Source organism: Aeromonas sp. 160P (assembly GCF_055193095.1).
In genome coordinates this window covers 3,673,811-3,694,306 of sequence record NZ_JBUXKV010000001.1, presented here as the reverse complement: position 1 = coordinate 3,694,306, position 20,496 = coordinate 3,673,811, and the positions used below count along the sequence as shown (strand labels likewise).

The window sequence follows — 20,496 nt, the reverse complement described above, 5'->3', positions numbered from 1 at the left end:
CTCCGCTGTTTATTCCACTATCTTGACCGGAATCTTGCCCGGAACATGCACGTTATTGAGATCCCACTTCCAGTTATCGACCGTGGTGGGCAGCGGGATCATCTCGATGCAGTCGGTCGGGCAGGGATCGACACAGAGATCGCAACCTGTGCACTCGTTGGCAATCACGGTATGCATCGCCTTGGTGGCGCCGACGATGGCATCCACCGGGCAGGCCTGAATGCACTTGGTGCAGCCGATGCACTGATCTTCGTGGATAAAGGCGACCTTCTTGACCGGCACCGCTGCCTCGTCACTGCCCCCCAGCGGCTGGGGCTCGACCCCCATCAGATCGGCAATCTTGCGCATGGTGGCCTCGCCACCGGGTACGCACTTGTTGATCTGATCGCCGTTGGCGAGCGCCTCGGCGTAGGGTTTGCAGCCGGGATAGCCGCACTGGCCACACTGGGTCTGGGGCAGCAGGGCATCGAGCTGATCGACGATGGGGTCTGCTTCCACATGAAACTTGACGGCGGCAAAGCCCAGGATAATCCCGAACGCCAGCGCCAGCAGGGTGAGCACCAGAATGGCAAAGAGAATATGGATCATGGTTATATCTTGATTAGGCCGGTAAAGCCCATAAAGGCCAGCGACATCAGACCGGCGGTGATCATGGCAATCGACACCCCGCGAAACGGCGCGGGCACATCGGCGGCGACCAGACGCTCGCGCATGGCGGCAAACAGGATCAACACCAGCGAGAAGCCGGTGGCGGCGCCAAAGCCGTAGATCACGCTCTGGATAAAGTCGTGTCGCTCATTGATGCTGAGCAGCGCCACCCCGAGCACCGCACAGTTGGTGGTGATCAGCGGCAGGAAGATCCCCAGCAGGCGATAGAGGGTCGGGCTGCTCTTGCGCACCACCATCTCGGTAAACTGCACCACCACGGCGATCACCAGAATAAAGGCGAGGGTGCGCAGATAGGCGATATCCAGCGGCATCAGGATATAGTGCTCCACCAGATAGGAGCTGGCACTGGCGAGTGTCATCACGAAGGTGGTCGCCAGCCCCATGCCGATGGCGGTTTCCAGCTTGCCGGAGACCCCCATAAAGGGGCAGAGGCCGAGGAATTTCACCAGCACGAAGTTGTTAACCAGCACGGTGCCGATCAATAAAAGCAGGTACTCAGTCATCAATTACCGTCACTGAAAGTCGGGTTATCCGGGTTTGAAGGCGGCCGGTATTATCTGATGTTAGGGCCAGTTAAACAACCGCAAGGCCGCATGGTTATTAGTCAAATGGCCAATATCAACACAGTTCCAGGAGGCTGTGCGCACTTTTCGGGCAGAGAGGGAGGTAGCGAATTCTGGAATGGTGTGAATGCTCGCACATTTTAAAGATTGGGGGTGGTGATGGCGTCACATACCCATAACATATTGATGCATAAAGCAATCAGCCACGTTACTCTATGTCCTCCTCGCCTGTAGACAGAGCAATGAACATGTTTGAACAGCTTGCTGACGTTTTTTCTTCTGCCGCATTCAAGTACCTGTCAGTCGTTGATGCAGATCCAAAAAGTTCCCACCAGCATGAAATCGGCGGCCTTGTTAATGCCGGTATTGGTCGGGAATTGGGGATGCCTGACGATGGGAGCCAGCTCACTATCCGGGCGACGATGGTCTATTTGAGCGAGAGCTATGATGAACCGCTGGTCTCGGAAGATATCGTCACCTGGTATGATTCTCGGTATCAAAAAGAGGATCGAGGGGCTGAGTGGCGGCTTTACTACAAATCAAATGATGTCAGCAATCGTTTCAAGCCTGGAGATTTCTTCCTGATTGCCCTGACTCGGGAAGGTTCTCTCCTGATGATTTTTTGTCCTCCACATAGCGATTTTGAATTACAAATTCGCTCACTATTTGGTGCGCGGACTGTGGAGGCTAATGAAAAGGGACTGACACGATTAAATATTGGGAAAGGGCTGGCTGTTCCGATTAGATTAATGCTTGCTCGTTATGGCATAGAGATTGGCCATAATGGCCCAGACTATCTTGACATTATTCTGGACAGGTTCGGTGCGGCATTTCCTAAAACCAAGGACTTCTCTGCATTTACCAGAACATTGGCAAAAAATATCTGTCCTTTTGAAGAGCCAGATAGTGCACTGATTGAATGGATGGAGGTAGAAGAATCTGCATTTCGGCAATTGGAAAGGCATATTGTAAAAGAGACTCTGTTAGCCGGTTTTGGGGAAAATGGCGATGACGTTGATGAATTTGTTCGCTTCTCCCTGAGCGTGCAGAATCGTCGCAAGTCTCGCAGTGGTCATGCTTTTGAAAATCACATTGAGTTTATTTTAAATAAGTCGGGCGTTGATTTTGAACGTGGTGGTTTAACTGAGGCGCGTCAGAAACCGGATTTCATATTCCCAAGCTCTGCTTGTTATGCAGACAAGCATTTCCCTTCCAGCAAACTAAGGATATTAGGGGCTAAAACCACTTGTAAAGATAGATGGCGTCAAGTATTGGCAGAAGCTGCGAGGGTGGAACGTAAGCATCTGATTACCATGGAGCCTGCGATCAGTGAAAATCAGACAGAACAAATGCAAGCGAATAACTTGCAACTTGTTGTACCTACGACCATTCAACAAACTTATACACCTGAGCAGCGGCCTCAATTAATGTCATTTCGAGATTTCATTAACGAGGTAAAAGACTGCCAGTAGAAAATTAAGCCCGCCATAGAATTGATGGCGGGCTTTTTGATTATTTTTCCTTTGTTTTCATTATGTATGGCTTCATTAATTTAGCCACGGCAGCAAATACCGGAACTACGACAGAGTTGCCAAATTGACGATAGGCTTGGGTATCTGAAACGGGGATTCTGAATTTATATTCACCCGGCTGTTCAAATCCCATCAGTCTTGCACACTCTCTGGGAGTCAGACGGCGTGGTCTGTTCTGCTGATTTTCCTCATTATTGAATTCGGTCTCTGCCAATGTCATATCCCAACCACGATCAATCAGAATTTCAGAACCATCTTTATGGTAACGTGCAGACAGTGTTCTTGCGACTGTTGCCGGGTTTTTCGGGTCAACAAGACCATAGCCAAAGCCATTTCCTTTAGCTTGATGCTTTTTCGCATACTGATATAAATAAGACCACAGCTTGGGAGTCAAAATATATTTTGAGTCAAGCTTTTCAACTGGTTCAAGCAGATCTGCAAAAGTAATCCTGTTCTCAGGAAATAATGTGGCAACATCTTTTAGCGTGAAACCTTCATGCAGGTTCAGGTCTTTTCTGAAACCGACAAGCACAATGCGTTCGCGGTGTTGGGGGATGAAGTGTTTGCCATCTATAACCTTGGGGTCACTCGAACCATTAACATCCAGGTCTGAAACCCAATAACCCAACTCGGTCAATGCTTCCTTGATTACTCGGAATGTATTTCCTTTGTCATGGCTTTTCAGGTTTTTTACATTTTCAAGCACAAAGGCTGTTGGCCTTTTTGCATCAATGATACGTGCCACATCAAAGAATAAGGTTCCTTGAGCTTCGCACTCAAATCCATGGGCGCGTCCAAGTGAGTTCTTCTTGGATACACCTGCCAAGGAGAATGGCTGGCACGGGAAACCGGCAAGCAGTACATCGTGATCCGGAATTTCTTTATCTATGTGGGCATAGACAAAATCACGATTGTCATTGTCCGGCATGGTGATTTCACGGATGTCGGAATTAAATTTGTGTGCAGTTTCGCCACAGTACCAGTTGGCTTTGTAAGTTCTGACAGCCTGTTCGTTCCACTCACTGGTAAAGACACATTGCCCACCAATATCCTCAAAGCCTTTACGAATGCCGCCAATACCCGCAAACAGGTCAATAAATTTGAAATCGTAATGGCCATGATGCTTGGGGGGGGAAGGGATGAGACTTTTCAGCATTTCTGTTTCGACATGAGTCAGCGGCTTTTGTTCGATCTTGCCATTGAACCAGCGGTTCAGGGCTTCACGAGTCCAGTCGGCATCGCCCAATGCACGTAGCTTTTCAGCAACTTGCTTCTGGTCGTAGATTTCGAGGACTTTTTCCATCAGATGGCGATCTTCAGCTTTGCGTTTGCTGGAGAATGCCTGATCTTCTTCAGGTGTGTTGTGTACAGAGGAGGTTGAATGTGTCATATCAAAATCTGGGCGTGTTGCAGTTGCGCGGAATCTTATCACTCATTTAACCCAGAGAGAACGCCTGGGGCTGTAAAAAAACACAGTATCTATCATTCGCCTTCAAACGAGTATCTGTATGCCTGACATAGTGAATGCAGAGACCAGAAGCCGGTTTATGGCCGGGATTAAGAATGCCAATACCAAGCCGGAGATACAGATACGTCAGTTGCTGCATCATGCCGGGTTTCGCTACCGTCCGCACAATGCAGCCTTGCCTGGCAAGCCAGATCTTTGGCTTGCGCGCTACCGTGCTGTGATCGAGGTGAATGGTTGTTTCTGGCATGGGCATGGCTGTCATCTTTTCAAACTGCCATCTACCAGAACAGCCTTCTGGCAAACCAAGATCGCGACCAACCGTGACCGGGATCGTCGGCATTTGGTCGAACTTGAACAACTGGGTATCCGCCGCTTGACGATCTGGGAGTGTGCCCTGAAAGGGCGTTTGCGACATGATCCAGAACGATTGATTCTGGTTATCGGATGGTGGCTGACCAGTGGTGAAAGTCACTGTGAAATTGCTGGAGGATGTGAGTTAAATTTTCAGAGTGAATAGAAAACGATTAAACCAATAATAAAAATAGCTAAATTTTCAAGCATCTCTTTATATCTATAAGTATGATTTAAACATGGGGTGTAAATTATTTATTATTATCCGAGTACAGCTGAAAATGGTATGCTGTTTAATGTTGACAGACCGTTTGATAAGACGTGGTGGATATATGAAAACAGATGTATTGATAGGTGAGCTGAATCGGCGTTATCCAATGATAGGTTTGTCTGCTGATTGGGTTTATCAGACGTGGCTAATCAGCGGTGATGTAACAAAAGGACAAGTGATCTTCGAGAATGAAGACAGTAGCTTGTATGAGTTACTATCATTTTCATATGATGATGACGAAAATTTAATTGCAAAGTTGGTGTATTCAGGTTCTCTTAGGAATGTAGTTGAAGCAGCTGGAGTTAATTACAGTGAATAGGATGCCTTGACACATAACGGTCATGTTTTAATTATTTTTTTCTAGATAGAGATAGCACTAACAGTATTTGGTTATCAAATATGGTTTTCTCTCTGGAGTTTGGGCAGTGCTATATCACCACCAGGAGGTGGCAATGATCAGCCATATCGACCATCTGGTATTGACGGTCAGCGATATTGAACGGGCCGTGGCGTTTTACAGCTCAGTGCTCAATATGGAGGCCATCACCTTCGGTGCGGGGCGCCGGGCGGTGGGGTTTGGCAACCAGAAGATCAATCTGCAACTGCTGGGGCAGGAGCCGCGCAATCGGGCGCAGGTGGGGTCGGGGGATGTCTGCCTTATCACCCACTGGCCGCTGGCGCAGGTGATGGCCCAGCTGGCCTGCCACGGGGTGGAGATTGTCGAGGGGGCGGTGACCAAAAGCGGTGCCTGCGGACTGATAGAATCTGTCTACTTCCTCGACCCGGATCAGAACCTGATTGAGGTCAGTCGTTATCCCTGACAGGACTGGCGCGGCGCCTGACGGTGCGACGCCTATCAGAATCTGTCTATTTCCTCGACCCGGATCAGAACCTGATTGAGGTCAGTCGTTATCCCTGACAGGACTGGCACGGCGCCTGACGGTGCAACACCTATCAGAATCTGTTTACTTCCTCGACCCGGACCAGAACCTGATAGAAGTCAGCATCTATCCCTGATCCCCCTGAGCCATCCCCCCCCCATCGCCATCATCATGAGAAAGAGGCCGTCAATTGACGGCCTCTTTCTCATATCGCTATTGGCCCAGCGTCAACGGCGCTTGGCCGATGTGGCAGAGCCGCCCTAGAAAGGTGCGCTGCTCTCGTCGCTCTCCTGTAAAAACTGCTCCAGCTCGGCCTGATAGGCCTCGTCGTTTTGACGGCTGTTGGCAGGTTTTAAAGCCGCAGGCCGGGTGACGGGAGTGGCGGTGAGGGTCTCCATCACCCGCTGCTGCAGATAGGGGTAGAAGGGGTTGGAGGAGGTGCGGGTTAGGGCGCCGGGGTTGACGATCAGCACCCCGCGCTCGCCACGCAGGGCCAGACCGCCGAGATTGATGCCGTATTGCTCACGCTGCTCCGGACGCGCCGCCATGCCATAGAGGGGGTCGTCCATCGGGAAGGGCAGCGCCACATGTGAGAGGGAGTAGATCTCCTTGGGATAATCGATACCCAGCAGGCGGACTTGCTCAGGCTGGTCGACGGTGGCCAGCGTCTTGGCCTGTGTCGCGGGGGAAGCGGGCTCGACATTGCCCACCACGGTGAGGCGGTAGTGTTGGGGGGCGTTTGGCAGCAAACGGTGCAGCGCCAGCTCGGAGGCCGAGCTCATCAGCGGGCCAAATAGGGTGCTGCGGTTGATATCAAACAGCACCAGTTCGCTGCCGTTGGCCGGCAGGTAGTGGTAGAGATCGGCAATGATGGAGCGGGTGCTGACGGTGTAGTCCATCACCGACTGGAAGGTGAGGGCGGGGGGAAACGCCGCCAGCTCGCCACTGGCGGCCAACTGTCGCACCTGCTGCTGGATGGCGTGAGTCAGGCGATAGGACTGGCGCGCGCCGTTGACCGGAAACGAGTTGTACTTGAACGGGTTGAACTCCGGCATGGTGTCGAGCCAGGCGGCATTGGCAAAGGCGGGCAGCAGGGCCGGTACGGCCTTGAGCCCGGCGAAGCGGGCAAAGCGGGTCACCCCGATCATCGGGGAGATCAGCACCAGCCGATCCGGTTTTGCCAGTGTGCCGCTCTGATCGGCCAGCGCATCGAGCGCATATTTCACCGCCAGTGCGCCGCCGTTGGAAAAGCCCACCAGATGCAGCGGCCGCTTGCCTGGTGTCAGCAATTTGGCTTCCCGCACCGCCAGTCGGGTGGCGGCCAGCCAGGTCTCCCAGTCCACATCCACCAGCCCGGCGGGCACGGTGCCGTGGCCGGGGATCCGCAGCCCCAGTGCGATAAAGCCCTGCTGCTGATAGCGTCTGGCCAGATGGCGCAGGCTATAGGGGGAGTCGGTCAGGCCGTGCAGCAGCACAGCCACCCCTTTGACTTCCCCCTCGGGGCGCAGCAGGTAGGAACGGTTCCAGTTCTCCTGAAAACGGGCGGGATTGATGGGGGAGTCCTGATAGTAGCGATTGCTGGCCAGTTGCTGTGCTGGCGGCGTTTTGGCGACCACCTCGCTGGCCACCAGCTCGAACAGCTGCGTTTCGCGGGCCAGATAGGCTTGCCAGTCGCTGTGATCAAGCTCATCGGCACTGAGTTCGGGGGGCACTACTGTGTGCCACAGCTGCAGCGGCGCGCCCTGCCAGGCGAAGTAGGCGATCACTGCCCATGCGGTCAGCAACAGCAGCAACAGGGTCAGCAGAGCACGGCGGATGAGGCGGCGAGTATGAGCCAGCATGGTGCAATCCTTGGCGATAGGGGGTGAAGCCGCATCTTGGCGGGGCGAGTTCGGCGCAGCACCCAAGGCGCTGACAACCGGCTTAAAGCCTAATGGAAACAAGATGATATGTATAGTTGATGGCGATGGGCCGCGCCGGAGCCGGGCGTCTGCTCCCGCCAGCAACGTCAGGCTGGCAGCGCCGGGGTTGTGTCGTGTGCGTGTCGTGTGCGTTGTGTCGGCTTGAGCGTATCACCGGATGGCTGCCCGATCCCCGTGGCCCTGTAACTATCTGCCCCTGAAAGGGGCCAATTATGCTACTGTAGCGGCGTTTTTTGCGGGTTAGGCTGGCATTGGCCTTTTTTGAAGATGGAATGGTATGCAGAACTTTGATGCAGTGAATTGGCTGATCCAGCAGACAGCCTTCCCAGCGTGGCTGACGCTGGCAAATGGACAACAGAATGGGGCCAAGGCCCTGTGGCAGGTGACCCATGCTGGCTAATGAATCCATGCGTCTGAACAAGTACATCAGCGAGAGCGGCATCTGCTCGCGCCGTGAAGCCGACCGCTTTATCGAGCAGGGTCAGGTGTTTATCAACGGCAAGCGGGCCGGGATCGGCGATCAGGTGCAGGCTGGCGATCTGGTCAAGGTCAATGGTCAGGTGATCGAGGCCCGTGAGGCAGACAGTCTGGTGTTTATCGTGCTCAACAAGCCGGTGGGCATCGTCAGTACCACAGAGGCGGGCGAGAAAGACAACATCGTCGATTTCGTCAACCACAGCACCCGGGTTTTTCCCATCGGGCGACTCGACAAGGATTCGCAGGGGCTGATCTTCCTGACCAACCACGGCGATCTGGTCAACAAGATCCTGCGGGCGGGCAACGATCACGAGAAAGAGTATCTGGTGACCGTCGACAAGCCGGTGACCGACGAGTTTGTGCGCGGGATGGCGGCCGGGGTGCCGATCCTCGGTGCCGTCACCAAGAAGTGCAAGGTGAAGAAAGAGGCGCCGTTCGTCTTTCGCATCACGCTAGTGCAGGGATTGAATCGCCAGATCCGCCGCATGTGCGAGTACTTCGGCTTTGAGGTAACCAAGCTGGAGCGTATTCGCATCATGAACGTCAGCCTCAAGGGGGTGCCGGTGGGTGAGTGGCGCGATCTGACCGACGACGAGCTGATCGAGCTGTTCAAGCTGATTGAGGACTCCTCCTCCGAGGTGAAACCGGCTAAAGGCGACAAGCCCAAGGTGGCCAAGGCCCCAGCTGGCAAAGTGGCGCCCGGCAAGAAGCCGCGCCGCGATGACGATCACGAGATCGGTGGCCGCCCCAATGTGCCGGGCCCGGATGCCTTCGAGAATAAGAGCCCGGTAGGCAAGGGTGGCGCGGGTAAAGGGGCTGCCAATAAAGGCGGCGTTGGCAAAGCGGCTACAGGTAAAGGGGCCCCCAACAAGGGTGGCAAACCGGCCGCAGGCAAGCCGCGCGCCGGTCAGTCAGGACGGCAGAAGAAGGGGCGCTGAGTTGCAACCCTGAGCGGCGTCTGCTTCACCTTGTTATTCCCAACACCGTTATCCCCAACACACCGGCCTCAGGCCGGTGTGTTGCTTTGGGCCGCCGCCTTTTTTGCCGCAGGCATGTTAGCCGCAAGCGTTGGCAAGATGGCGGACGGCAGCCGCATGGCGCGAGGGTAGTAGCGCGGGTCGAGGCGCAGCACCAGCAGGCTCATCAGCAGCAAGCCCCCCAGTTGCCACTGCCAGGCGGCCGCGAAGTCGCCGAAATGGTGATAAAGCCGTGCCGCCACCCAGGGGCCGGTGGCTGCCAGCATAAAGCCGAAGCCCTGCATCAGGGCGCTCAAGGTGCCCGCGCGGCGCGGGTCGGGCAGGTGATCGAGCGCTATCACCATGATCAGCGAAAAGCTGCCGCCAAGCCCTGCGCCGCACAGCATGCACCAGAGCATGGGGGCCGCCTGTGGCGCCAGCCAGAGACCGGCAAATCCTGCCAATTGCATGGCGATGGCCAGCGCCATCCAGGGTCGTCGGTCCATCTTGCGGGCCGCCAGCAGCGGCAGGCCAAGACCGCTGGCAGTCTGCGCCAGCGCTAGCCAGGCCACCAGCTCGCCCGCCTGCGCTGGGCTCCACCCTTGCGCCATATAGGCGGGGGCCAGCCAGGCCACCACAATGCCGTAACCGCTGTTGATGATGCCAAAGCAGCTGATCAGCAACCAGCAGCGGGGCAGGGCAATCAGGCGCTGTTCGCCGTGGGGAATGGCGATTGCAGCGGCGCGTGGCAGGCGCACTTTCCACCCTAGCCAGACGAGGGCCAGCAGCAGCGGCAGGCTCCAGAGCGCCAGTGCTCGCGACCAGTCGAGGCTCGCCGCCAGCCGTGGCGTGAGGCTGGCGCCGAGCGCCCCGCCTCCCATCATGCAGGCGGAGAAGATCCCCATCACCAGCGGCACCTTGTGGGCGAACGCCTGCTTGATCAGTGCCGGCAGCACCCCCTGAACCAGCGCCGACCCCAATCCACAGAGGGCCGCGCTGGCGATCAGCAGGGCGCCGCTTTGGGCATCGAAGCGCATGGCGCTGCCAATGCCGAGCAGCAGCAGGGCCGCCCCCAGCAGTTGGCGCGCACTGGCGCGCCGACGCAGGCTCGGGGTGAGCAGCACGCCAATCCCGATCAGCCACAGCGGCAGCAGGGTGAGCCAGGCGAGGGTATCCATCCCCAGCGCCAGCCGCTGGTCAATGGCTTGGGCCAGCGGGCCGATGGCGGTGAGAAAGGGGCGCAGGTTCAGGCCAATCAGGATCACCAGCACCAACAGGGCGGTCTGGCCTGCTGGTTGATCCGCATTTTGTTGCTTCATTGGGTGTCGTTTCCGGTTCTGGGAGAAACAGGGGGCATTCGGGACGCGGAGTCATCGGGGCTGAACATGGCAGAACACCGTCAAAGGAGGCAAAAACGTCAGCCTAGCGGGGTCGAAAGTCATTTGGAAATTAAATGATAGAATGGGTTTCAGTGGTTTTGTAAATGGAGTGCCCCGTGCTGGATCCCCTGTTACTGCGCAGTTTTGTCGCCATTATCGACACCGGCAGCTTTACCCGCGCCGGTGAACGGGTCCATCTGACCCAATCCACCATCAGCCAACAGATCCGCCGCCTTGAGCTGCAGCTCGGCTGCCCGCTGCTGGATCGCGCTGGCCGTCAGGTGGTGGCGACGGCGGAGGGGGAAAAATTGTTGGGGCTGGCCCGCCGCATTCTGGCGTTGCTGGCGCAGGCTGAGGAGCAGGTGACGGAAGGGAGCGTGGCGCTCAGCCTCGGGGTGCCGGAGGATTTCGCCGCCGGTGCCATCACCCCGGTGCTGGCCGCCTTTGCCCGCGACTACCCTGAGGTGCGGCTGGAGGTGCAGAGCGGTCTGAGCCACGAGCTCTGGCAGCGCTTCGAGGCGGGGGAGCTGGATCTGGCGCTGGTCAAGCAGACCCGGGGGCAGGGTTCGCCCCTTGCCAGCTGGCGTGAGCCGCTGGTGTGGGTCGACAGTCGCGACTGGCCCGCCCGGGATCGCGAGCCACTGCCGCTAGTGGTGTTCCCGAGTGAAGGGCTCTATCGGCGACAGATGATCGAGGCGCTCGATGGTCTGGGGCGGCGTTGGCGCATCGCCTATGTCAGCGCCAGTCTCGCCAGCTTGCAGGGGGCGGTGAGTGCGGGGATCGGGGTGAGCTTGCTGCCCAAGCGGTTGATGCCCGCCGATCAGCAGGCCCTGAGCCAGTGGCCCAAGGTGGCGCCGGTGGAGCTGGCATTACATGCCGGGGTAAGCGGGGGCGAGCCGCTCACCCGTCTGAGTGCGGCCCTGATCGCTCTGTGCGACGAGGTGATGGGGCCGCAGTGAGTGGCTGAGTGGGGGAAAACTGACGCCGGAAAAAGCGCGGGGGGATCAGTGATCCGCCCCCTCCGCCAGCTTGCGCTGGTAATCCTGTTTCACAATGGCCAGCGCCGCCAGCACCAGTTCGGGGGCAAGCCCGTTGGTCTCCAGCAGTTCGATGAGATCCACCGCGAGTTTCACCTCGGGCGGGGCAGTTTCCAGTGACATTCGGTTTGGCCTCGGTTGGTTCGGGTTGCAGCAATAAGGGGGGAGTATACAGGGGCGCCGCCGTTGGTCGAAAGCACCCCGCTGTGTCGGGTAGGGAAGTCACCAAGGTCAGAGGTGCTGGCGCATCTCCTTGTCGATCTCCTCGCGCAGGGCAATCAGCTTTTTAGCGTACTGCTGCAACTGCAGATCGCTCTCGCTTACCGGCTGCCACTGGGGCACCGGGGTCGGTTTGCCCTGCTCATCCATCGCCACAAAGATGATGATGCAGTGGGTGGTTTTGTGGCGCTCGGTCTCGGTGGGGTGGCGGCTGTAGACATCCACCGCCAGATGCATGCTGGTGGTGCCGGTGTGGATCACCTGGGCGTGCACCTCCACCAGTTGGCCAATCTGGATGGGGCGCAAAAAGCGGATCCCTCCCACATAGACGGTCACCGCATAGCCGCCGCACCAGCCCGCGGCGCAGGCATAGCCCGCCTGATCGATCCACTTCATCACCATGCCGCCATGAACCTTGCCGCCGAAATTGACGTCAGAAGGTTCGGCCAGAAATTGCAGGGTCAGTTCGCGATTGGGCACAGTCACATCCTTATTGCCTGAAGAGTTTCCCTGAGCTTTGCCCCATCGGGCTGCCCGGTCAAGGGTTCATCCCCGATTCAGGGGGGCGGGGTCACTATCTTGCTTTACGTATCCCGATTTCAGATTTCTTACCCGCAGGAGTGACGCCATGAAACAGATGCTGGAACAGTTGCTGGGGGCTGGCAAAGGCTGGCTCAATGACGGAGGAGACAAGCGCAAGGGGCAGATGCAGGGGGCGCTGGCCGGTGGCGCGCTCGGTCTGCTGCTGGGCAACAAGAAGGTGCGCAAATATGGCAGTCAGGCAGCTGCTGTAGGCGGCGCTGCAGCCCTTGGCGGATTGGCTTACAAGCTCTATCAGGATTGGCAGGCCCAGCAGTCGGCACCCGCTCAGCCTACCCATCCCATCAGCGCGCTGGAAGGCAATGCGCTGGATGCCCGCGCCGCTTTGCTGGTACGCGCCATGGTGGCGGCGGCCCGGGCCGACGGCCATATCGATGCTGGCGAGCGCGAAAAGATCCAGCAGTACCTGACCGAACAGGGCCAGAGCGATGCTGCCCGCTGGATTGACGCCGAGCTGGCCCGCCCCCTAGATCCCCACGCGCTGGCGCGGGAAGTGACTGATATGGAGCTGGCGACCGAGGTCTATCTCGCCTCCCTGCTCGCCATCGAGGTGGATCACTTTATGGAGCGCGGCTATCTCGACGAACTGGCTCGCGCCCTCAAGCTCGATGACAACCTCAAAGGAAGCATCGAGCGGCAGGTGGCCCAACTTAACGCCCCCGCCTGATATCCCTCACCGCCATGGATTGCCGATAACGCCCCGCAAGGGGCGTTGTTATTTTCAGTTTTCGCCACGTTACTTTTCACCGAGCTGCGCGGCAATCAGCGCAGCCAGTCGGGTGAGGGCCTGCTCCAGCTGCTCGCTCCAGGGATGGGAGCTGTTGAGGCGCAGGCAGTGGTTATGTTGCCCCTGACTGGAAAAGAGTGCGCCGGGGGCCACTGAAAAACCGCTGCCAAGGGCTTGGGCGTGCAGGGCGCGGCTGTCGAGATGGGCGGGAAACTCCAGCCAGAGGAAGTAGCCGCCATCGGGGGAGGAGATCCGCACTTCGCCCGGCAACAGCCGCAGCAGCGCGGCCCGCATCTGCTGCTGGCGCTGAACCAGAGTGTGGCGCAGGCGGCGAAAGTGGGCATCCACCCCGCCTTGGCGCAGCATCTCGGCCAGTGCCAGTTGGCTCGGCACATTGGTGGAGAGGGTGGACATCAGTTGCAGCCGCTGCACCCGCTCGGCATGGGGCCCCGCCACCACCCAACCGACTCGAAAGCCCGGCGCCAGACACTTGGAGAACGAGCTGCAGAGCAGGCTGTCGCCGCGCTGATCCCAGTGCCAGATCGGCTTGGGGCGCTCGCGGCCAAAGTAGACCTCCGCATAGACATCATCCTCCACCAGCGGCACCCCGTGGCTGTTGAGCAGCGCCATCAGCCGCTCTTTGTGGCTATCCGGCATGGTGTGGCCCAGCGGGTGCTGCACATTGCCCATCAGCCAGCACGCCTTGACCGGCATGCGGGTGAGGGCGTCGGCCAGCATCTCAAGATCGATACCCACCCCCGGAATGACCGGGATCTCCACCGCCTTGAGTTTCAGTCGCTCGATGGCCTGCAGGGCGCCATAGAAGGTGGGGGACTCCACCACCACCCAGTCACCGGGCTCGGTCAGCACTTGCAGACTGAGGGAGAGCGCCTCCATGGCGCCGGTGGTGATGATGATCTCCTGCGGATTGACCGCCACCCCGTCGCTGGCATAGCGCTGGGCGATGGCGCGGCGCAGCGCCTCGTTGCCGGGGGGAAGGTCGGCCACCGTGCTGAAGGGATCGAGCTTGCGCATGCAACTGGCCAGCGCCCGCCCGAGCTGGGGGTGGGGGAACAGGGTCGGGTCAGCCACCGACATGCCAAGGGGCACCAGCTCCCGTGACTTGCTCGCCTGCAACACCTCGAACACCAGATCGTTGATATCCACCGAGCCGCTGTAGTGGGTCTGGCTTGGGGTGTGCTGCATCAGCTGCGGTGAGGCCGCCTTGACGTAGTAGCCGGACTGGGGGCGGGCGAGGATCCGCCCCTGACTTTCGAGCAGTTGATAGGCCTGCAACACCGTCATGGGGCTTAGCCCATGGGTCTTGCAGCTCTGGCGAATGGAGGGGATGCGCTCCCCCGGTTGCCAGATGCCATCGTCGATCTGGCTTTGCAGGCGGTCGGCCAACTGCTGGTAAAGGGACATGATCTGGATCAACTGTTATAGGTGTAATTCAATATAACTGCATCTGTTATAGGTGTCATGCTCCGTGGTGTACTTGTCAAACACGAAACGTGTAGAGCAAATACAACAAAAGAGAGTGACGCATGATCAATCCGGATGACGTGGTCAGCCTGTCTCGCCTGCAATTTGGCGCCACGGCTCTGTTCCATTTCCTGTTTGTCCCCCTCACGCTGGGGTTGTCCTGGATCCTGGTGATCGCCGAGTCGGCCTATGTGATGACCGGCAAAGTGATCTATCAGGACATCACCCGCTTCTGGGGCAAGCTGTTTGGTATCAACTTCGTCATGGGGGTCACCACGGGGATCACCATGGAGTTTCAGTTCGGCACTAACTGGGCTTATTACTCCCAATATGTCGGTGACATTTTTGGCACCCCGCTGGCTATCGAGGGGCTGATGGCCTTCTTCCTCGAATCGACGCTGGTGGGGCTCTTCTTCTTCGGCTGGGACAAGCTCTCCCGTGGTCAGCATCTGCTGGTGACCATGCTGGTGGCGCTCGGCTCCAACCTCTCGGCGCTGTGGATCCTGATCGGCAACGGCTGGATGCAAAACCCGGTGGGGGCCGAGTTCAACCTGCTGACCGAGCGGATGGAGCTCGTGGATATCGCCGCCGTGCTGTTCAACCCGGTGGCGCAGGTGAAGTTCGTTCACACCGTCGCGGCGGGCTATGTCGCCGCTTCCATGTTCGTGATGGGGGTGAGCAGCTGGTATCTGCTGCGCAAAACCGAGGTGCAGTTTGCCCTGCGCTCCTTCGCCATCGCCTCCGGCTTCGGGCTGGCGGCCATCCTCTCGGTCATCGTGCTGGGGGATGAGTCTGGCTATCGCACCGGCGAGGTGCAGAAGGTCAAGCTCGCCGCCATCGAGGCGGAGTGGGAGACCGAGCCGGCGCCAGCCTCCTTTACCCTGTTCGGCTTCCCGGATCAGCAGGCGGAAACCACTCACGCAGCCATCAAGATCCCGTATCTGATGGGGATCATCGCTACCCGCTCCATCGATGAGGCGGTGACCGGCCTCAAGGATATCAAGGTGCAGAACGAGGCGCGCATCCGCAGCGGCATGGTGGCGGCCGAGGCCCTCGACCAGATCCGACGCGGTGATGACAGCCCGGCCAACCGCGCCCGCTTCGAGCAGCACGGCAAGGATCTTGGCTACGGCATGCTCCTGACCCCCTATGCCAGCAATATCGCCAAGGCCGGTGAGGCGGAGATCGCCAGGGCGGTCGATGACTCCATCCCGCCAGTGGCGCCGCTGTTCTGGGGCTTTCGGGTGATGGTGGGGCTTGGCGTCACCATGCTGGGACTGATGGTGGTGAGCTTTATCCAGCTCTGCCGCAACCGGCTGCAAGACTCGCCACGGCTGCTCAAGACCCTGCTCTGGAGTATTCCGCTGCCCTGGATTGCCATTGAGGCGGGCTGGCTGGTGGCGGAACTCGGCCGTCAACCCTGGACCATCAGCGACGTGCTGCCGGTCTCGGCCTCGGTCTCGTTGCTTCAGCCGGGCCAACTCTGGTTCAGCCTCATCGCCATCTGTTCTATCTACACCCTGCTGCTAGTGGTGGAGCTGTTCCTGCTGCGCCATGTGATCCGCAAGGGGCCCGCCATTCTCCATACCGGCCGTTACGCTGGTGAACAACCCGAACTTGCGAGGATCGCCTGATGGATTACGCAACCTTGAAACTCATCTGGTGGGGGCTGGTGCTCTTCATGATGGTCGCTTTTATCGTGATGGATGGCTTCGATCTCGGCATCGCCATGTTGCTGCCGGTGGTGTCGAAAGACGATGAAGACCGCCGTCTGGTGATCAACAGCGTGGGGCCGGTGTGGGAGGGCAATCAGGTATGGTTGATCGCCGGTGCCGGTGCCCTGTTCGCCGCCTGGCCGCTGGTCTATGCCGCCGCCTTCTCGGCGCTTTATATCCCCATGGTGGTGTTGTTGCTTGGGCTATTCCTGCGCCCGGTCGGCTTTGACTATCGCAGCAAGCTGGCCGATCCGCTGTGGCGTCGCTGGTGGGATCGGGCGCTGGTGGCCGGTGGTCTGGTGCCAACCCTGATCCTCGGCGCTGCCATCGGTCTGGTGATGGAGGGGCTGCCGTTTCGTTTCGACGAGGGGCTGCGGTTGCACTACGGGGCGTTCAATTTCCACTGGGGCTGGCTGCTCTCGGTGCTGGCCACCGCGATCTCTCTGTTGCTGCTCCATGGCGCCAGCTTTTTACAGGCCAAGGTGACGGGCACCCCGGCGCTGCGCGCACGGGGGATTGCCATCCTGCTGGCCCCGCTGGTGACCCTCTGTTACCTGCTGGCCGGTTGGCATCTGGTGGATCTGCCGGGCTATCAGCTGAGCGGATTCGGTGCTCAGCCCTTTGACCCCAATGCCGCTATCACGCCCTTGATGAAAGGGGTGATCCCCCAGAGTCATGGCTGGCTGCAGAACTATCTGGATTATCCGCTGCTGTGGCTGGTGCCGATCATCGGGGCGCTGGCGCCGCTGGTGAGCGGGATTGCCGCCTGGTTGGAGCGGGGCCGGATTGCGCTGCTGGCCAGTGGGCTGGCCTGCGCCGCCATGCTCTGCTCGGTGGCCATTGCCCTGTTCCCCTTCGTGCTGCCCTCATCCCTCGATGCGGTCAGCAGCCTGACCCTGTGGGACAGCACCTCCAGCTACAAGACCCTGGCCATCATGTTCGGCATCGTGCTGGTGCTGCTGCCGGTCAACCTTGGCTACACCGGCTGGGTTTACCGGGTGGTGCGCGGCAAGCTCGACCGTGCCCGCATCAAGCGCGACAGCCATCAACTCTACTGACCATAAGGAGGACGCTATGTGGTACTTCACCTGGATTTTGGGCCTCGGCTTCGCCCTGCTGCTGGGCCTGTGCAACCTGCTCTGGCTGGAAGCGCGCTGGCAGGCGGACGAACGGGACGGCAACTGACGGTGGGGGGCAAGCCGCCCCTCACCATGGCCGGTGGCTGGCGTTCACACGTCGCCATCGGCCCCTCTCACCCCTCTTTAAACGACACAAACGATACAAACGACACACTTTCAACCGACAACCAACCGACAGGTAATTGTGATGAAACAGAGATTGAAAGCGGTGGCGCTGGCCATCGGGTGCGCGCTCACCGTCGCCCCGGCCTGTGCCGAACCGGTACAACTGACGCCACTGGATAAAACCTTCACCCTGCAGGTGCTCGGCAGTGGTGGCCCCATCTCCGACGATCTGCGCGCCTCCTCCAGCGAGGTGATCTGGTGGAAGGGGAAATCCCGCATCCTGATCGATGCCGGTGGCGGTGTCTACCTGCGCTTCGGCCAGGCGGGGGCCAAGCTCGAAGAGGTCGATTTTATCGGCATCAGCCACTTTCACACCGACCATGTGACTGACTTGCCCGCCCTGCTCAAGGGGGCCTATTTCTTCGAGCGCAGCGATCCGCTGGATCTGGCGGGGCCCGAGGCGGGCTCGGCCTTCCCCAGCATGAGCGGCTACTTTGATGCTCTCTTCAATAAAGACAAGGGCGCCTATGCCTACCTGAGCGGCTTCAAGGATGGCACCGATGGCCTCTTCCCCATCACCCTGCACGATGTGCCCTACCAGAGCCCGCAGCCCCACACCGTCTATCAGCAGGATGGGCTGACCATCACCGCCCTTGGCATCCCTCACGGAGATGTGCCCTGTCTGGCCTATCGCATCGAGAGCGCCGAGGGGACCATCGTCATCTCGGCGGATCAGAACGGCAGCAACCCGGCCTTTGTGCCGTTTGCCAAGGGGGCCGACATTCTGGTGATGCCGCTCGCCATCCACGAAGCGGCCGACCCGGTTTCCGCCTCGCTCCACGCCAAGCCGTCGGTGGTGGCCAAGATTGCCGCCGAGGTGAACCCCAAGCTGCTGGTGCTGAGCCACTGGATGGGGGTTGGCCTCAATCACAAGAAAGAGGCGATGGCCATCGTCAAACAGCAGTTCCACGGCCAGATCGTGGCCGCCCGTGATCTCTCCAGCTACCCCGTTTCATCTGTCAAGGAGTACGCTCATGAGTAACTCAAGCAGCAACAAAACCACCGGTAAACTGACCCTCTCCATCGCCATGACCAGCCTGATTGCCCTGACCCCGGGACTGGCGCTGGCGGCCACCCCGAGCGATGCGCCGGTGAAGGCCGCCCCCAGCGAACAGCACGGCGGCAAGTGCGCGGCGGGCAAGTGCGGCACCGAGAAGCGCTTTGAAAAGCAGGCTTTAGATAGCGATCCGCAGGGTCGGCTGGTGCGCGCTCGCGATGGCAAGTGCGGTGTGGCGGAGCAGGGGATTGATGGCGACACATCCAGTGCCAACAACGGCAGCAAGATGACGGAGGGGGTATGCGGCCAATAAGCTCCTGCAGTCGGGGGATTGGGCTGCGCCAAGAGCATCTCGATGCGCTCTGCTCCGGCCCCATCCGCCCCGGCATCGACTTTCTCGAGCTGGCGCCGGAGAACTGGATGGCCATCGGCGGCGCCAAGCGGGCGCAGCTGCATCAGCTGGCCGAGCGTTATCCGTTGGTGGCCCACGGGCTCAGTCTCTCCCTCGGTGATTGTCAGCCCCTCAATCTCACCTTGCTCAGCCAGATCCGCACCTTCCTGGACGAGTTCGGCATCGAGATCTACAGCGAGCACCTGAGCTTTTCTCGCGACCAGCAGGGCTATCTCTACGAGCTCTTACCGGTGCCGCGCCAGTGGGAGAACATCCCCTATCTGGCAGAGCGGATTGAGCAGGTGCAGGAGGCGCTGGCCCGCCCGCTGGTGCTGGAAAATATCTCCTACTACCACGGCTATGACCACGAGATGCCGGAGGAGGATTTTCTCGCCGAGCTGGTGGCGCGCAGCGGCTGCGAGCTGCTGCTCGATATCAACAACGTTTTTGTCAACAGCCGCAATCACGGTTACTGCCCCAAGCGGATGATCGCCGGGCTGCCGAGCCAAGCGATCCGCTACTTCCATATCGCCGGTCATCTGGAAGAGGCGGATGGCACCCTGCTGGATACCCACGGTCGTCCAGTGTGCGAGGCGGTGGTGGCGCTGGCCCGTTATACGGTGCAGACCCATGGCCTGCGCCCCCTGCTGCTGGAGCGGGATCACCATCTGCCACCGCTGGCAGAGCTGGAGGCCGAGCTGGCACGGGTGCACGGCGCCTGTTGTGAGGCGCTCGACCATCAGGTGCGGGAGGTGCGCTATGGATAGACGGTTATCACTGATCACTGCGCCCCAAACGGCGCCGCAGCGGATGCAGCAGCAGACCGCCTGGCTGGCGAGCCGGGTGCGGCTGCCGCAGGATGGCATTGCCAGCCACTATGCCCGCAGCGTGCGCGCCAATGTGGCGTCGGTGCTGGAGAGCGCCTTTGTGCTCACCCACGGCCACTGGGCGCCGGTAGACAGATCGCAGCTGGTGGAGGGCTTTGTTATTCAGCACGGCGCCGAGGCCCCCGAGTTTCACCATATCGCCACCGAGTTTGTCCGCTATGTGCAGCATCGCCACGGCGAGGGCTCCCTCAACTGGCCCAGACAGCGGCTGGCGCTGCTGGAGTATGAGTGGGCCTGCCTCTGTGTCGAGATTGACGAAGGGGTAGTGCCGCAAGTTATGGCGGGGGAGGAGGTGACGGCGGAGAGTTCACTTCGGCTCAATCCTACCCTGCAACTGCTGGAACTCCCCTTTGTCATCCGTCGTAGCGGCGTGCTGCCGACCCGGCAGGGCAACCACTGCTATGGCCTATTTCGCAGCCCGGATCATCAGGTGGTGACCCAGCGGTTGCGCGAATGGGATGTGGCACTGATCCAGCTGCTGCAACAGCAGCCGGGGATCGCCCAAGCCGCGTTCCAGCAACAGGTGCAACAGGTTCGCAGCGACTTTGATCTGACCGAGTGGGCGCGCCATTTTCACCGGCTGGGTCTGCTGACCCTGCCCGTTGGCGAGCGCCAGCCCGGCGCCCCTGTGTCCTGACTTAGGCCCTCATTTAGCAAACACCAAG

At 59.2% G+C, this 20,496-nt stretch carries 23 protein-coding genes; 15 read left to right on the top strand and 8 right to left on the bottom strand.

All coding sequences use genetic code 11. The annotated features are described in order from the left end of the window. Positions 1-9: 9 nt before the first annotated feature. Together rsxB and rsxA are read right to left on the bottom strand one after the other, a co-directional pair. A complete protein-coding gene (rsxB, locus tag ACY8FN_RS17160; RefSeq protein ID WP_101315266.1) occupies positions 10-588 on the bottom strand; it encodes an electron transport complex subunit RsxB in 579 nt (192 codons plus the stop codon). Between the two features lie 2 nt (positions 589-590). Further along, on the bottom strand, positions 591-1,172 hold the full coding sequence (gene rsxA / locus ACY8FN_RS17155) for an electron transport complex subunit RsxA (protein ID WP_139691707.1): 582 nt from the start codon (positions 1,170-1,172) through the stop codon (positions 591-593). 308 nt (positions 1,173-1,480) lie between these two features. On the opposite strand from rsxA, the gene ACY8FN_RS17150 reads away from it, so the two are divergent. After that, on the top strand, positions 1,481-2,704 hold the full coding sequence (locus ACY8FN_RS17150; RefSeq protein ID WP_463100690.1) for a type II restriction endonuclease: 1,224 nt from the start codon (positions 1,481-1,483) through the stop codon (positions 2,702-2,704). Between the two features lie 40 nt (positions 2,705-2,744). Here ACY8FN_RS17150 and ACY8FN_RS17145 read toward each other — a convergent pair whose 3' ends face one another. Further along, positions 2,745-4,154: a DNA cytosine methyltransferase gene (locus tag ACY8FN_RS17145; protein ID WP_463100689.1), complete on the bottom strand. Its 1,410-nt coding sequence runs from the start codon at positions 4,152-4,154 to the stop codon at positions 2,745-2,747. Positions 4,155-4,272: 118 nt separating this feature from the next. On the opposite strand from ACY8FN_RS17145, the gene ACY8FN_RS17140 reads away from it, so the two are divergent. The 3 genes from ACY8FN_RS17140 to ACY8FN_RS17130 all read left to right on the top strand — a co-directional run bounded on the left by ACY8FN_RS17140 (position 4,273) and on the right by ACY8FN_RS17130 (position 5,675). Continuing rightward, positions 4,273-4,749 (top strand): very short patch repair endonuclease, encoded by a 477-nt coding sequence (locus tag ACY8FN_RS17140; RefSeq protein WP_463100688.1) that lies wholly within the window; start codon positions 4,273-4,275, stop codon positions 4,747-4,749. A 166-nt stretch (positions 4,750-4,915) separates the two neighbouring features. Next, positions 4,916-5,173: a hypothetical protein gene (locus ACY8FN_RS17135; RefSeq protein WP_463100687.1), complete on the top strand. Its 258-nt coding sequence runs from the start codon at positions 4,916-4,918 to the stop codon at positions 5,171-5,173. 133 nt (positions 5,174-5,306) lie between these two features. Then, a complete protein-coding gene (locus ACY8FN_RS17130; protein ID WP_463100686.1) occupies positions 5,307-5,675 on the top strand; it encodes a VOC family protein in 369 nt (122 codons plus the stop codon). A gap of 320 nt (positions 5,676-5,995) precedes the next feature. On the opposite strand, the gene ACY8FN_RS17125 is transcribed toward ACY8FN_RS17130, so the two are convergent. Continuing rightward, positions 5,996-7,576 (bottom strand): alpha/beta hydrolase, encoded by a 1,581-nt coding sequence (locus tag ACY8FN_RS17125; RefSeq protein WP_463100685.1) that lies wholly within the window; start codon positions 7,574-7,576, stop codon positions 5,996-5,998. A 358-nt stretch (positions 7,577-7,934) separates the two neighbouring features. Here ACY8FN_RS17125 and ACY8FN_RS17120 point away from each other — a divergent pair, with 358 nt between their 5' ends. Continuing rightward, entirely contained in the window at positions 7,935-8,057 is a 123-nt protein-coding gene (locus tag ACY8FN_RS17120; RefSeq protein ID WP_256028901.1) for a hypothetical protein, read from the top strand. Beyond that, a complete protein-coding gene (rluF, locus tag ACY8FN_RS17115) occupies positions 8,047-9,072 on the top strand; it encodes a 23S rRNA pseudouridine(2604) synthase RluF (RefSeq protein WP_463100684.1) in 1,026 nt (341 codons plus the stop codon). The genes ACY8FN_RS17120 and rluF overlap by 11 nt, the downstream gene beginning before the upstream one ends. Positions 9,073-9,140: 68 nt before the next feature. Here rluF and ACY8FN_RS17110 read toward each other — a convergent pair whose 3' ends face one another. Then, positions 9,141-10,409: a cyanate transporter gene (locus tag ACY8FN_RS17110; protein ID WP_463100683.1), complete on the bottom strand. Its 1,269-nt coding sequence runs from the start codon at positions 10,407-10,409 to the stop codon at positions 9,141-9,143. 176 nt (positions 10,410-10,585) lie between these two features. On the opposite strand from ACY8FN_RS17110, the gene ACY8FN_RS17105 reads away from it, so the two are divergent. After that, on the top strand, positions 10,586-11,428 hold the full coding sequence (locus ACY8FN_RS17105; protein WP_463100682.1) for a LysR family transcriptional regulator: 843 nt from the start codon (positions 10,586-10,588) through the stop codon (positions 11,426-11,428). Positions 11,429-11,473: 45 nt separating this feature from the next. Here ACY8FN_RS17105 and rsmS read toward each other — a convergent pair whose 3' ends face one another. Together rsmS and ACY8FN_RS17095 are read right to left on the bottom strand one after the other, a co-directional pair. After that, positions 11,474-11,629, bottom strand: coding sequence for a pleiotropic regulatory protein RsmS (gene rsmS, locus ACY8FN_RS17100; RefSeq protein ID WP_101315252.1), 156 nt, complete (start codon positions 11,627-11,629; stop codon positions 11,474-11,476). Positions 11,630-11,737: 108 nt separating this feature from the next. After that, a complete protein-coding gene (locus ACY8FN_RS17095) occupies positions 11,738-12,205 on the bottom strand; it encodes an acyl-CoA thioesterase (RefSeq protein WP_005337580.1) in 468 nt (155 codons plus the stop codon). 148 nt (positions 12,206-12,353) lie between these two features. Here ACY8FN_RS17095 and ACY8FN_RS17090 point away from each other — a divergent pair, with 148 nt between their 5' ends. Beyond that, positions 12,354-12,992: a tellurite resistance TerB family protein gene (locus ACY8FN_RS17090; RefSeq protein ID WP_139718983.1), complete on the top strand. Its 639-nt coding sequence runs from the start codon at positions 12,354-12,356 to the stop codon at positions 12,990-12,992. Positions 12,993-13,061: 69 nt separating this feature from the next. Here ACY8FN_RS17090 and ACY8FN_RS17085 read toward each other — a convergent pair whose 3' ends face one another. Further along, positions 13,062-14,477, bottom strand: a complete 1,416-nt coding sequence (locus ACY8FN_RS17085) for an aminotransferase-like domain-containing protein (RefSeq protein WP_463100681.1) — start codon at positions 14,475-14,477, stop codon at positions 13,062-13,064. Between the two features lie 122 nt (positions 14,478-14,599). On the opposite strand from ACY8FN_RS17085, the gene ACY8FN_RS17080 reads away from it, so the two are divergent. From ACY8FN_RS17080 to ACY8FN_RS17050, 7 genes are all read left to right on the top strand, one after another. Further along, positions 14,600-16,171 carry a cytochrome ubiquinol oxidase subunit I gene (locus ACY8FN_RS17080; RefSeq protein WP_463100680.1) on the top strand — a complete coding sequence of 524 codons (1,572 nt, stop codon included), beginning with the start codon at positions 14,600-14,602 and terminating at the stop codon, positions 16,169-16,171. After that, the gene (gene cydB / locus ACY8FN_RS17075) at positions 16,171-17,310 is read left to right on the top strand and encodes a cytochrome d ubiquinol oxidase subunit II (RefSeq protein WP_463100679.1); all 1,140 of its coding nucleotides are present in this window, start codon (positions 16,171-16,173) and stop codon (positions 17,308-17,310) included. Before ACY8FN_RS17080 ends, cydB begins: the two co-directional genes overlap by 1 nt. Before the next feature lie 16 nt (positions 17,311-17,326). Continuing rightward, positions 17,327-17,437, top strand: a complete 111-nt coding sequence (gene cydX / locus ACY8FN_RS17070) for a cytochrome bd-I oxidase subunit CydX (protein ID WP_005337572.1) — start codon at positions 17,327-17,329, stop codon at positions 17,435-17,437. A gap of 141 nt (positions 17,438-17,578) precedes the next feature. Further along, complete coding sequence (locus tag ACY8FN_RS17065; RefSeq protein WP_463100678.1) at positions 17,579-18,538, top strand: MBL fold metallo-hydrolase; 960 nt, start codon at positions 17,579-17,581, stop codon at positions 18,536-18,538. Beyond that, positions 18,531-18,866 carry a hypothetical protein gene (locus tag ACY8FN_RS17060; protein WP_101315240.1) on the top strand — a complete coding sequence of 112 codons (336 nt, stop codon included), beginning with the start codon at positions 18,531-18,533 and terminating at the stop codon, positions 18,864-18,866. The genes ACY8FN_RS17065 and ACY8FN_RS17060 overlap by 8 nt, the downstream gene beginning before the upstream one ends. Then, positions 18,854-19,711, top strand: a complete 858-nt coding sequence (locus tag ACY8FN_RS17055) for an MbnB/TglH/ChrH family RiPP precursor modification enzyme (RefSeq protein WP_463100677.1) — start codon at positions 18,854-18,856, stop codon at positions 19,709-19,711. The genes ACY8FN_RS17060 and ACY8FN_RS17055 overlap by 13 nt, the downstream gene beginning before the upstream one ends. Further along, complete coding sequence (locus ACY8FN_RS17050; RefSeq protein WP_463100676.1) at positions 19,704-20,468, top strand: DUF2063 domain-containing protein; 765 nt, start codon at positions 19,704-19,706, stop codon at positions 20,466-20,468. The genes ACY8FN_RS17055 and ACY8FN_RS17050 overlap by 8 nt, the downstream gene beginning before the upstream one ends. Positions 20,469-20,496 lie beyond the last annotated feature (28 nt).

Coding starts and splice junctions, on each gene's coding strand:
- rsxB (WP_101315266.1), bottom strand. CDS start 588: ATGATCCATATTCTCTTTGCCATTCTGGTGCTCACCCTGCTGGCGCTG.
- rsxA (WP_139691707.1), bottom strand. CDS start 1,172: ATGACTGAGTACCTGCTTTTATTGATCGGCACCGTGCTGGTTAACAAC.
- ACY8FN_RS17150 (WP_463100690.1), top strand. CDS start 1,481: ATGTTTGAACAGCTTGCTGACGTTTTTTCTTCTGCCGCATTCAAGTAC.
- ACY8FN_RS17145 (WP_463100689.1), bottom strand. CDS start 4,154: ATGACACATTCAACCTCCTCTGTACACAACACACCTGAAGAAGATCAG.
- ACY8FN_RS17140 (WP_463100688.1), top strand. CDS start 4,273: ATGCCTGACATAGTGAATGCAGAGACCAGAAGCCGGTTTATGGCCGGG.
- ACY8FN_RS17135 (WP_463100687.1), top strand. CDS start 4,916: ATGAAAACAGATGTATTGATAGGTGAGCTGAATCGGCGTTATCCAATG.
- ACY8FN_RS17130 (WP_463100686.1), top strand. CDS start 5,307: ATGATCAGCCATATCGACCATCTGGTATTGACGGTCAGCGATATTGAA.
- ACY8FN_RS17125 (WP_463100685.1), bottom strand. CDS start 7,576: ATGCTGGCTCATACTCGCCGCCTCATCCGCCGTGCTCTGCTGACCCTG.
- ACY8FN_RS17120 (WP_256028901.1), top strand. CDS start 7,935: ATGCAGAACTTTGATGCAGTGAATTGGCTGATCCAGCAGACAGCCTTC.
- rluF (WP_463100684.1), top strand. CDS start 8,047: ATGCTGGCTAATGAATCCATGCGTCTGAACAAGTACATCAGCGAGAGC.
- ACY8FN_RS17110 (WP_463100683.1), bottom strand. CDS start 10,409: ATGAAGCAACAAAATGCGGATCAACCAGCAGGCCAGACCGCCCTGTTG.
- rsmS (WP_101315252.1), bottom strand. CDS start 11,629: ATGTCACTGGAAACTGCCCCGCCCGAGGTGAAACTCGCGGTGGATCTC.
- ACY8FN_RS17090 (WP_139718983.1), top strand. CDS start 12,354: ATGAAACAGATGCTGGAACAGTTGCTGGGGGCTGGCAAAGGCTGGCTC.
- ACY8FN_RS17085 (WP_463100681.1), bottom strand. CDS start 14,477: ATGTCCCTTTACCAGCAGTTGGCCGACCGCCTGCAAAGCCAGATCGAC.
- ACY8FN_RS17080 (WP_463100680.1), top strand. CDS start 14,600: ATGATCAATCCGGATGACGTGGTCAGCCTGTCTCGCCTGCAATTTGGC.
- cydB (WP_463100679.1), top strand. CDS start 16,171: ATGGATTACGCAACCTTGAAACTCATCTGGTGGGGGCTGGTGCTCTTC.
- cydX (WP_005337572.1), top strand. CDS start 17,327: ATGTGGTACTTCACCTGGATTTTGGGCCTCGGCTTCGCCCTGCTGCTG.
- ACY8FN_RS17065 (WP_463100678.1), top strand. CDS start 17,579: ATGAAACAGAGATTGAAAGCGGTGGCGCTGGCCATCGGGTGCGCGCTC.
- ACY8FN_RS17060 (WP_101315240.1), top strand. CDS start 18,531: ATGAGTAACTCAAGCAGCAACAAAACCACCGGTAAACTGACCCTCTCC.
- ACY8FN_RS17055 (WP_463100677.1), top strand. CDS start 18,854: ATGCGGCCAATAAGCTCCTGCAGTCGGGGGATTGGGCTGCGCCAAGAG.
- ACY8FN_RS17050 (WP_463100676.1), top strand. CDS start 19,704: ATGGATAGACGGTTATCACTGATCACTGCGCCCCAAACGGCGCCGCAG.